The following is an 8,888-nucleotide window of genomic DNA, read 5'->3' as shown; positions in this document are numbered from 1 at the left end:
TGCCGGTTTGGCGACGACGGCATTGCCGGCCATGAGTGCCGCAGTGATCTGCCCGAGAAAGATCGCCAGCGGAAAATTCCACGGACTGATCGCGACGAAGACGCCGCGGCCGCGCAGACGCAACCCGTTGCTCTCGCCGGTTGGGCCTGGCAGCCCGATATCGTCGCCCAACAGCCGCCGCCCCTCCGCCGCGTAGTAACGGCAATAGTCGATCGCCTCACGCACTTCCGCGACGCAGTCGTCGAGCGTCTTCAATCCCTCGTCCTGCAGCAGGGCTATGAATGTGGCGCGGCGCTGCTCCAGCAGATCGCCGGCGCGTTCCAGCGCGGCTGCGCGCGTCTCCGCCGGCGTGCGGCTCCACGCCACGAAGCCACCAAGAGCGGCAGTAACCGCCGCCGTGACTTGTTCGGGAGAAGCCGGCGATTGGACCAACACAGGTCGCCGTGCGGCTTCGGTCTCGTCGAGCAACGTCTGCAATGCGGCCCGGTCGCCGAATTCGACACCGCGGGAGTTGATGCGCTGCGGTTGATACAACGCGCGCGGCAGCGGAATGTGGTCGTTGCGCGCCTGCGCTGGCGTGCCGATGATCGCGGCCGGCCGCTGCAGCAGGCTCTCGACCGGCACGCGGTCATCGCCGGCCTGTGCCACGAACGACGAATTGGCGCCATTCTCCAGCAGTCGCCGCACCAGATACGCGAGCAAGTCGCGGTGGCCGCCGACGGGCGCGTAGATCCGGCACGCGATGTCGGGTTGATCGGCGAGCAGCCGCGCATACAGCGCGTCGCCCATGCCGTGCAATCGCTGAAATTCGTAGTCTTGGGTGGTGCCGGCGAGTTCGAGCACGGTGGCCACCGTCAACGCGTTGTGGCTGGCGAATTGTGGAAAGATCCGTGGTCGCAGCACCAGCAGCTTCTGCGCACAATGTACGTAGTTGAGGTCGGTCATCACTTTGCGGGTGAACACCGGATAGTCGTCCAGCCCGCGTTCCTGCGCGCGCTTAACCTCGGTGTCCCAATAGGCGCCCTTCACCAGCCGCAGCATCAGGCGCCGGTCGTAGCGCTGCGCCAGTTCGGCGACATGGTCGATCACCGCCGCGGCGCGCTTCTGATAGGCTTGCACTGCGAGGCCATAACCGTCCCAGCCGCTCAGTGACGGATCGGCCAGGCAGGCCGCGAACACGTCAAGCGACAGTTCGAGGCGGTCGGCCTCTTCGGCATCGACCGTGAAGGCGAGATCGTAGCGCCTCGCCTGCTGCGCCAGTTCGATCAGCCGCGGAGTCAACTCACGCATCACTCGTTCGCGGCTCACGGCCTCGAAGCGCGGGTGCAGCGCCGAGAGTTTCACCGAGATGCCGGGCCGTGCCGGCCACGCTGCGTTGCCGGCCGCCTGACCGATCGCTGCGATCGCGTGGACATAGGACTCGAAATAACGCGCGGCATCGTCCCGGGTTCGCGCACCTTCGCCGAGCATATCGTAGGAGTAGCGAATGCCGTCACTCTGCTGCGCCTTGGCGCGGCCGAGCGCGGCCTCGATCGTCTCGCCGAGTACGAAGTGATTGCCGATCAGACGCATGGCCTGCCGTGTCGCGGCCCGTATTGCCGGCGCGCCGATCCGCTTCGCGAGTGCGCCCAGCGTGCCCTGCGGCGTCTCGCCTGCCTGAACGACGCGAGCCGTGAGCCCGAGCGCCCAGGCCGAGGCATTGACCAGCAGCGCGTCCGACTGGATACGGTGATGCGCGAAATCGCCTTGGCCGAGCTTGTCCTCGATGAAGGCATCGGCGGTCGCGCTGTCCGGAATGCGCAGCAGCGCTTCGGCCAGCACCATCAGCGCCAGGCCTTCCTTGGTCGACAGCGCATATTCACGCAGCATCGCCTCGACGCTGCCGAGCCGCTCGCCGGCGCGGATCGACTCGATCAGGGCAGTCGCCGTCGTATCGATCCGGGCCTCGCTCTCCGCCGCGTGTGGAACCGTGCGCAGCAACTCGGCCGCGATCGCGGCGTCGTCCGGAGCATAGGGGGCCGTGAAGGCAGGGATCGGCAAATCAAGTGACATGGCGGTCCTCGGGCGAGCCGGGGTGTGTGCGGCCCGCATCAGCCTGTGCAGCAAATCGGGCAGCGTCCCACTCCCATATTGGCACCGCGGGTCCGTCACGCTAGCGTTTGGGCGGTTTCGACAGAGTTGAGAATGGTATGCGGGCAGGAAAGCTGAGCTTCAGCGCCAGACGGGGCGTGGTCGCCGTCATGGCTGTGGTGATTGGCATTGGCGAGATGCTGGTGCCGGCGACCGCCGGGCAGCTCAGCTCGCAGGTAGCGCAGCTCTACAGCTCGGTGTCGATCTTTCCGCCGACGGCCTCGACGTTCACGGTGTGCTACGGCTTTGTCTGCCGCCGCCGCCACGAGTTCACCTTCAGCGCCGGCGACCGTGCCGCCCTGACCCGGATCATGGCGGCCGGCAAGGCGTCGGCTGCGGCCGAACGCAAGGCGGTGCAGGCCGCCGTGGTGTGGCTAGATCGCAGGCTCGGCCCGGTGCTCGGCACCGACAAGCGGATCGCCCGCGCCGACTTCCGCTACTTCGACGACAAGCACAACTATGATTGCTGGGACACCACGCGCAACACCACCAGCCTGCTGCTGATGCTGCAGGAGTGGGGCCTGCTCAAGTATCACAGCGTCGGCGATCCGAAATATCGCGGCAATGTGCTGGTGCTGCAGACGCCGCACAACACCGCCGTGCTGGTCGAGCGCGTCACCGGCGCCGAATGGGTCGTCGATATGTGGACACGCGCCTATGCGCAGACACCGGAAGTGATGCCGGTCGATCAGTGGGTCAAGCTCGACTGATTAGTAAGACGACCCCGGCGGATAATGGGGCAGTCCCGACCGTGCAGGCGATCGGGATTGCCGCACGTGAAGCCGCAATGGGGATCGCTTAGTCGCAGATATTGAAGGTGCGCCAGCGCCAGCCGTAGGGCGTGGCGACGCGGCGGGTGACGTAGCAGCTGCCGCCGTCATAGCCGACGAAGCCGATGCCGAAGGCGGGGCCGTGCCAGTGATGATGGTGGTGCGGATGCCAGCCCCATCCGCCGCCGGCGGAGGCGGTGGTCGGCGCCAGAGCCACGACGCCGAGCGAAGCGGCTGCGATCAGTCCGAGAGCGAGCTTGCGAAACATGGTCGTACTCCTCCTCATGCGCGCGTGGCGCGGTTGTTAGTCCACTCGGATCCGGCATGTCGGATCCTGCCCATCGCATCTTCGTCGCGTTGCAATTCGGGCGGGTTCACGCCGCCCATACGGTTTTCTGTACCCGGCACTGGCGATTCCGGGCCGCGTCGAGGCGCGGCCGTGAAGCCACCTCACAGGGGGCGCCGGATAAGTACGGAGGGCCGCTGTGATAGTCGTCGCGTCTTAGGCCAGCATCGCTTCGCTGCGATCCAGCGCGGCCGCGAGTTCGCGCGACTGCGCGATCGGGCACACCAGCATCGGCTCGGTGCGGCCGCGGATGTCGACCTGTTGGGTCGGCAGCGCGTCGGCAGCAAGGCCGGCGGTGGCACGGAGTTCGTCGCTGAGCAGCGCTTCGCAGCCGAGAGCCTTGGTCATGTCCTGCAGCCGTGCGGCGACATTGACGGAGTCGCCGAGCGCGGTGAACACCATGTGGTCGCGATAGCCGATCTCGCCGAGAATCACGACGCCGCCGTGAATGCCGACGCCGAACCGGATCGGCTCGCCGAGATCGTGGCCGATCAGACCGTTGAGCTCGTCGACCGATGCGGCGATCGCGGCCGCCGCCCGAATGGCGTTGCGGCAGGCGTCGCGCGGCTGCTCGTTCATACCGAACAACGCCAGCACGCCGTCGCCGACGAACTGGTTGGGCTGGCCGCCGCAGGCGATCACCGCGCGAGACACCGCACCGAGGAAGCGATTGACGATGAACACCGTGTCGAACGGCAGCCGCGTCTCGGCGAGCTGCGTCGAGCCGCGCAGATCGACGAACATGCTAACGATGTAGCGTTCGTCGCCGATACGCGAGGACCGAACCGCCTGTCGCGCGGCCGCGACGTTGCGCGGCGGAAACACCGGCAGAAAAGTGAGATCGTGCGTCGGGCGAAGCTGGCAGGCGAGCCGGATCGTCGGGTCGTCGGCCGCGCCGACGCTGCCGAGCACGAAGGCTTCGCGACTGGTCGGTGGCGGCAACTCGTCGACGTCCCCGATGACCCGGATACGGCAGGTCGAGCACCGCGCGCGGCCGCCGCAGACGCTGGCGTGGGGAATGTTGTGACGCAGACTGGCTTCCAGCACGGTCATGCCTTTCGGCACGCGCACCGTGCGATCACCGCCATAGGTCAGCCGGATCATGCCGCCGCGACGTTCATGCAGGCCGCGGATGGCGCGGGCCACCAGCGCGAGCGCGATCAGGCCGAGATAGCCGATCACGAACGCATCGCCGATCCGGTCGAGCGTCTTCTGCTGCTGCAGCGTCCCCATCTGCTTGATCGACAGGTTGGCGTCCTGCCAGGCCGGATCGGCGGCGACGCGGATGACGTCGCGGCCGCCTTCGTAGAAACCAAGCAGCGCCAGCGTCGGGATCAGCACCGCGAGCACGAGCAAGCCGGGCATCGCCTTGCGGAACGCGGGCTTGATCCGCAGCCACAGACCCAGGCCGATGCAGCCGTGGATCCACGCGACCAGCATCACCGTGACCATCAGCCAGATCCGGTAGGTCGGCCACGCCACCCAATAGGCGTACAACACCTGCGGATAGAGCTTGTCGATTCCGTACAGCACGTTGCTGAGCCGCAGTCCGATCACGTGAGTGTAGATCAGCAGCGGCACGCTGAGTCCGAGGACGAGCTGTAGCGGCTCGATCGTGCGCCAGCGAAATTGGCGGCGCTGATACAGCGCCCACAGGCCGAGCGCCGCATGGATCGTCACCGAGCCGTAGAACAGGATCGCGACCGGCAGGAACTGCCAGATTTCGAGATGCCACAGCACCCCGGCCTGCAGCGCTTCCGGCGAGATGTTGCCCAGCGCGTGGTTGAGGAAATGGCTGAGCAAGTAAGCGAACATCACCAGCCCGGTGAACATCCGGATCTGGCGCAGGCCGATCCGGCGCAGCCAACCAGGCAAGTGGGATCGTCGGCCGTCCGACGTCCGCTGGGGCTCGCGATGGTCGTGCGGGCGGTGCATCCGCCGCTTGTCGAAGGAATTCGCGCCGCGGTCAACTCGCGAAGGCGTCATCGAGGAGACAGCAGGAGTGGCGAGAGCGGGCGAGGAGTTTCGGCTGCGCTGCCGCATCGGTAAGGGCAGCCAGCCGTCTGGAAGCAGAGGTTAATCGCCATTAAGGGAAGTTAACCGGCGTTAAGCAGCGTCCGGCGTAGTCCTCACTCTTCCTTGTCCCGCTTCTTCAGCAGGTCCTTCACCAGATCGCCCAGCACCGGCCTTGGTAGCGCGTTGAAGGGCAGCGGTCGGGTGAGGTCGATGGCGGCCAGGCCGAGGCGGGCGGTCAGCATGCCGTTGACAACGCCTTCGCCGAGCTTCGAGGACAGCCGCGAGGCGAGGCCGTGGCCGAGCACGGACTGCATCACGCTGTCCCCGAGCGCGATGCCGCCGGTGATGGCGAGGTGCGACACGGTCTGCCGCATCAGCTTGAGCATGCCGAGCGCGCCGGGGCGGCCGCCATAGAGACGGGCGAGCTGGCCGATCAGCCGCGTCGCAGCGATCGCAACGAACAGCACGTCGATCAGCGCCTTCGGACTGATCGCGGTGACCACTGACACGCGTTGCGCCGCCTTCGAGATCAGCGCCCGCGCCTCGATGTCGAGCGTCGTCATCAGTTCGCGTTCGGCGAGCCGGATCAGGTCGGCGCCGTCGATGATATCGTCGAGATGCTTGGCGAGCGTGGCGCGGCCGTGCGCGAGCTGCGGGTTGGGATTTTCGAACCTGAGAAGCTCGCGAATGATCGCCTGCGCCTCGGCGCGGTTGTCGGTTTCGATCACACGTGCGGCGCGGGCATGAAGCTGCTCGATCCGGGAAAGCCGGAATAGTCCGAATGCTTCGCGGCCAATGATGATCGCCAGCGAACCTCCGGCGAGCGTCGCGAGGATCGCGCCGACGGTGCCGAGCGTCGTGCTTTGCGCGAACAGGTCCTCGACCAGCTTGCTGACCCACAGCCAGAACGCCAGCGACAACAGACCCGTCGCGGCGCCCCAGAACAGCGTGCCCCAGCTGAACCCTTTCTTCGGATTGATGATGCTGCGCGGTGCCTTGGGCGCGACGATCGGCGTCTCCTTCTCCTGCGCGAGCTGCACGCGGGCGCGCGGCGGCGGCGCGGCAGCAGGATCAGGCGCGGTCGGACGCGCGCTCGGGCCGGTCTCGTCCGAGTCGATCAGCACGACGCTGGGGTCGGTCAGCTTGAAGGTCGCCGGCCGGCGAGGAGGGACCCGCTCGGTCATTGCAGTTTATCTCCGATCAGGAACTGGAGCGCGCGGTCGAGGCGGATATGAGGCAGCGCCGGGCCCTCGGGATCGTGCGTGGCGAGCCGCGGCGGCCGAAAGCGCAGGAAGCGGAAGTCGGCGTCCTGATGCGATCCCGCAGCGAGGCCGCGGAACGTATCCTCGCCCTTGAACAGGCCCTGCAGATTGGTCGGCAGATCGCCTGGGAAGGTCGCGACCTCGGTCTCGCCGTCGAACACCTCGCCCTCGGCCATCTCGCCGGCGATCGGGGTGCCGACGATGGAGGGCAGGCGGTCGCGCCCGCGCTGCACTTGCGCCTCTCGCGTCGCGCGCACCGCCGCCAACGCGACGACATCGACGGTGGCGCCGGCAAATTCGGCGCGCTGCATCGCCCGCTCCACCAGCTTGCGCAGGATCGCCTCGAGCCGGTCGTGGCTGGAGTGATGCAGATGATCGGCCTTGGTGGCGGCGAACAGGATCCGGTCGATCCGTGGCCGGAACATCGTCGACAGCAGCGAGGAGCGGCCGACTCGGAAACAGTCGAGAATGCCGCCCAACGCCGCCTCGAGATCCTGCAGCGCTTCGGGACCGGCATTGAATGCGCTGAGCGCATCCGCCAGTACGATCTGGCGATCGAGCCGCGCGAAGTGATCGCGGAAGAATGGCCGCACCACCACGTCCTTGTAGGACTCGAACCGCCGCCGCATCATTGCCCACAGCGATCGTTCCGGCGGCGTTCCGTCGGCCGGCACGTCGAGCGGCGCGAATGTGAGAGCCGGAGAGCCGGCCAGATTGCCGGGCATCAGGAAACGGCCGGGCGGCAACAGGCTCATGGCGAACTGCTCGTTGCGGCAGGCGCGCAGATAGCTGGTGAACAGCCGCGCGGCGGTCAGCGTCTCCTGCTCGTTCTCGCGGCCGTTCGGATCGAGCGTCGCCAGATGCGCGTGCCACTCCCGCGCCACCCGCGCGCGTGGATCCTGTCGCGACAGCGCGAGGCTCTCGGACGCCCACTTCTCGTAGCTCTTGTTCAGCAGCGGCAGATCGAGCAGCCACTCGCCCGGATAGTCGACGATGTCCAGCGTCAGCGTGCGCTCGGCACCGCTCTTGCGCTGATAGTTGATCACCAGCCGCAGCTCGCTGATATCAACCGTCGAACTCGGCCATTGCCGTTGCTCGATCAGTGTCGCCAGGAAGTTCTCGTAAGCGAAGCGTGGCACCGCATCGTCGGGCTGCGGCGCCAGCCGGGCCGTCGCGATCCGGCCGGTGGACATCGACTCGAAGATCGGAAACCGGCCGCCGCGGCACAGCCCGTGTACCAGCGCGGTGATGAACACCGTCTTGCCGGCGCGTGACAGACCGGTGACGCCGAGCCGCACCGTCGGGTTGAATATGGTCTCGCTATAGTCCTTCAGCGCCCGCGCCGACAGCCACGCTTCCTCGACCAGATCTGAAAAACTGAAGGCCATGCGCGCTAAGGTTCAATCAGGAGATGGGGTGGCGGGACGTTAGCCGGAAAACGCGCAATGCGACAATCCGACCTGAGGGGGGCCTTGGCTTTGCCGCCTTTCCGACGGATAAAATTCGCGGGCGATTGCAGGTTGCAGGCCTGTATCGCGCCGTCGTTCATCGCCATGTAGGTGTCGGATCAACGAAAGACAGGGTCTCCGCTCCGCCTATGACAGTGTTTCGCTTGAAGCAAATCGTTTCGCACGCCAGGATCGATGCCAAGGGCATGGTTCACTGGAATTACGATCGTGCCGAACTGATCGCCGACGGCGTGGTCCATGTTCTGGGCCTGGTCGCCGGTCTGATCGCAGCCACCGCGTTGATTACGCTGACCGGGGTGTTCGCGTCGACGCCGACCATCGTCTCGGTATCGGTGTATGCGGCCGGTCTGCTGGCGATGCTCGGCCTGTCCGCAGCCTACAATCTGTGGCCGGTGTCGCCGCGGAAGTGGCTGCTGCGCCGGTTCGACCATTCGGCGATCTATGTCCTGATCGCCGCGACCTACACGCCGATCATCAGCCAGATTCCGGACCAGACCTTCGGCCTGGCGCTGCTCGCTGGCGTGTGGGGTGTTGCGATCGTCGGCATCGTGCTCAAGCTGTTCATGCCCGGGAAGTTCGACAAGCTGTCGGTCGGTCTCTATCTGGCGCTCGGCTGGAGCGGCATCATCGCTTACGATCAGGTGGTGCAGACACTGCCGACCACGGCCTTGTGGTTTCTCGGCATCGGCGGTGCGCTGTACACGCTAGGTGTCATCTTCCATGCTTGGCGCCGGCTGCGGTTCCAGAACGCGATCTGGCATGCCTTCGTGCTGCTCGCCGCCGCCTGCCATTACGTCGCGGTGATGGATCTGGTGCTGGCGGCATAGCTCCGGCCCACCCTTTGCGATAAGACACCCCCGCAACAACAACACGGGGGAAACATGCAGATTGCAGG

7 protein-coding genes are annotated in these 8,888 nt (G+C 66.4%); 2 read left to right on the top strand and 5 right to left on the bottom strand.

Going from position 1 to position 8,888, the window contains the following annotated elements:
* Window positions 1-2,052: bifunctional proline dehydrogenase/L-glutamate gamma-semialdehyde dehydrogenase PutA (putA, locus tag ACOJTD_RS14320; RefSeq protein WP_420133567.1), on the bottom strand; the 2,052-nt coding region annotated here is incomplete at its 3' end.
* A 188-nt stretch (window positions 2,053-2,240) separates the two neighbouring features.
* Here putA and ACOJTD_RS14315 point away from each other — a divergent pair.
* Window positions 2,241-2,840: a hypothetical protein gene (locus tag ACOJTD_RS14315; RefSeq protein ID WP_420133566.1), complete on the top strand. Its 600-nt coding sequence runs from the start codon at window positions 2,241-2,243 to the stop codon at window positions 2,838-2,840.
* An 88-nt stretch (window positions 2,841-2,928) separates the two neighbouring features.
* Here the strand turns inward: ACOJTD_RS14315 and ACOJTD_RS14310 are convergent, their stop codons facing one another.
* The 4 genes from ACOJTD_RS14310 to ACOJTD_RS14295 form a co-directional block, all read right to left on the bottom strand.
* A complete protein-coding gene (locus ACOJTD_RS14310) occupies window positions 2,929-3,168 on the bottom strand; it encodes a hypothetical protein (protein ID WP_420133565.1) in 240 nt (79 codons plus the stop codon).
* 234 nt (window positions 3,169-3,402) lie between these two features.
* Window positions 3,403-5,079, bottom strand: coding sequence for an adenylate/guanylate cyclase domain-containing protein (locus tag ACOJTD_RS14305; protein ID WP_420133568.1), 1,677 nt, complete (start codon window positions 5,077-5,079; stop codon window positions 3,403-3,405).
* A 296-nt stretch (window positions 5,080-5,375) separates the two neighbouring features.
* Window positions 5,376-6,446, bottom strand: coding sequence for a YcjF family protein (locus ACOJTD_RS14300; protein WP_420133564.1), 1,071 nt, complete (start codon window positions 6,444-6,446; stop codon window positions 5,376-5,378).
* Window positions 6,443-7,912, bottom strand: coding sequence for a YcjX family protein (locus tag ACOJTD_RS14295; RefSeq protein WP_420133563.1), 1,470 nt, complete (start codon window positions 7,910-7,912; stop codon window positions 6,443-6,445). The genes ACOJTD_RS14300 and ACOJTD_RS14295 overlap by 4 nt, the downstream gene beginning before the upstream one ends.
* A 209-nt stretch (window positions 7,913-8,121) precedes the next feature.
* Here ACOJTD_RS14295 and trhA point away from each other — a divergent pair, with 209 nt between their 5' ends.
* Complete coding sequence (gene trhA / locus ACOJTD_RS14290) at window positions 8,122-8,820, top strand: PAQR family membrane homeostasis protein TrhA (RefSeq protein WP_420133562.1); 699 nt, start codon at window positions 8,122-8,124, stop codon at window positions 8,818-8,820.
* Window positions 8,821-8,888: the final 68 nt, after the last annotated feature.

This window comes from Rhodopseudomonas sp. (genome assembly GCF_048594845.1).
Lineage (GTDB): Bacteria > Pseudomonadota > Alphaproteobacteria > Rhizobiales > Xanthobacteraceae > Rhodopseudomonas.
The sequence above is the reverse complement of the archived record's forward strand: the minus strand, read 5'-3'. Positions and strand labels throughout refer to the sequence as shown.

Coding starts and splice junctions, on each gene's coding strand:
- ACOJTD_RS14315 (WP_420133566.1), top strand. CDS start 2,241: ATGGCTGTGGTGATTGGCATTGGCGAGATGCTGGTGCCGGCGACCGCC.
- ACOJTD_RS14310 (WP_420133565.1), bottom strand. CDS start 3,168: ATGTTTCGCAAGCTCGCTCTCGGACTGATCGCAGCCGCTTCGCTCGGC.
- ACOJTD_RS14305 (WP_420133568.1), bottom strand. CDS start 5,079: ATGTTCACCGGGCTGGTGATGTTCGCTTACTTGCTCAGCCATTTCCTC.
- ACOJTD_RS14300 (WP_420133564.1), bottom strand. CDS start 6,446: ATGACCGAGCGGGTCCCTCCTCGCCGGCCGGCGACCTTCAAGCTGACC.
- ACOJTD_RS14295 (WP_420133563.1), bottom strand. CDS start 7,912: ATGGCCTTCAGTTTTTCAGATCTGGTCGAGGAAGCGTGGCTGTCGGCG.
- trhA (WP_420133562.1), top strand. CDS start 8,122: ATGACAGTGTTTCGCTTGAAGCAAATCGTTTCGCACGCCAGGATCGAT.